This window comes from Catellatospora sp. NPDC049609, assembly GCF_040675365.1.
Lineage (GTDB): Bacteria > Actinomycetota > Actinomycetes > Mycobacteriales > Micromonosporaceae > Catellatospora.
Genome location: NZ_JBFAOU010000459.1, coordinates 1 through 1,436 on the forward strand (window position 1 = coordinate 1; position 1,436 = coordinate 1,436).

General features: G+C 66.6%; 1 protein-coding gene and 1 pseudogene. One reads left to right on the forward strand and one right to left on the reverse strand.

All coding sequences use genetic code 11. From position 1 onward, the window contains the following. Positions 1 to 616 precede the first annotated feature (616 nt). On the reverse strand, positions 617 to 1,108 hold the full coding sequence (locus AB0J67_RS41120) for a transposase family protein (protein WP_363491252.1): 492 nt from the start codon (positions 1,106 to 1,108) through the stop codon (positions 617 to 619). A gap of 221 nt (positions 1,109 to 1,329) precedes the next feature. Here AB0J67_RS41120 and AB0J67_RS41125 point away from each other — a divergent pair. Then, positions 1,330 to 1,436 (forward strand): annotated as a pseudogene (locus AB0J67_RS41125) (transposase); the annotation flags it as partial.

Here is a 1,436-nt window from a genome sequence, read left to right on the forward strand (position 1 = left end):
TACCCAGCCAAGGTCCATGGCCGTCGGCTACACCATCGACGTCGTCCGTCGAAACCCGGCATGACCTGCCACAACGCTTATCTTCCCGGCATTGGTCCTTAACCACTACAGTGCTGAGGGCGGGCACTCCTTCGGCTCGGGCGAATTGACGCACACCGTCACGTGAGCAAACGGATCCGGGAGGTCGTCGGTACGCTGGGAAACGGTAGCGATGTCGTGGACCGTAGTGCGACCGGCAGCGGCAGCGGAAACTCCAAGTGCAGTAGCGACAACCACGCCCAACGCTGCTGCGGCGGCGACCTTTGCAACCTTCATTGCTGTCCCATCGTTCGTTGGAGTGCCTCTAACACTCCCTCAACAGCAGTACGCGTTAAGGCGGCGCGGCGGATCTACCGGAGGTATGCGTCGAGCCCCCCGCCGAGGTCGCGTCCGCGGGCGTGGTGTAGCAGCGGTCGGGTCTTGGGCTCGGGCGTAGCAAGATCGACGGCCATCGGATTGATCGTTCAAAGGCCGACCGTTTCTATTCAGGTTCGCGTGTCGGCTTCGCGTTTTGGTGATCGGCCTAACGATCTTGTGCGCAATAGTTGAGGTCGCGCGATGATCCGCCCCGCACGTCTCACCAGGTGATGGTGCGGTCAGAGACCAGGGCGGCGACGGCGTCGACGCTCTGCGGGAGCAGTTCACGTCGTCGGGTGAAACGCTGCAGCACCCGCCACCACTTCAGCTCGGCGATGGCGTGCTCGACAGCGATCCGCCGACTCGACTGATCCTTGCGCTTCAGCTCGTAGGCCACCCGGTAGGGCTCTGCGGCTCCTGGGCGCAGTTTCAACGGGGGTGCCTCGACCTGGCCCGGATGGCTCTTGGCCAGGCCCTGGTATCCGGCGTCCACGAGGATCCTGACTTGCGGGTAGGCGTCGAGCAGCGCGTCGATACCCTCAAGGCGGACCGCGGTGTGGTCGTGGACGCGGCCGGGGCGATGGGTGCCGCACCACAAGGTCGCTCCGGTTTCGTCGCTGATCACGGTGCTTTTGATGGTGTTCTGGCGGACCTTGCCGGACACGAACGCCTTGCGCCCGCCTCGGCCCGCCCGCGGCCGGCGGACCCTGATCTCGGTCGGCGTCCATGCGCAGCGTCACGCCCTCGGCGGCGGCGTAGGCGAACACGTCGGCCAGGGTCCGCAGCCGCACCCCGGTCGCGGTCGCGAACCCTCGCCCGGCCGGCAGCGGCCGGACCTGCCCGATCGCCCGCGTGACCTGTGGGTTGTCGAGGCATGCAGTCCGAGCCGGCCGGCTGGCCGAGTGTGCGGTCGACGTCGTCGGCCCAGACGCGTGGGTCATCGATGACACCGGCTTCCCGAAGGACGGCAGCGGGTCGCCGTGTGTGTCCCGGCAGTACTCCGGCACTCTGGGTAAGGTCGGCAACTGCCAGATAGGCGT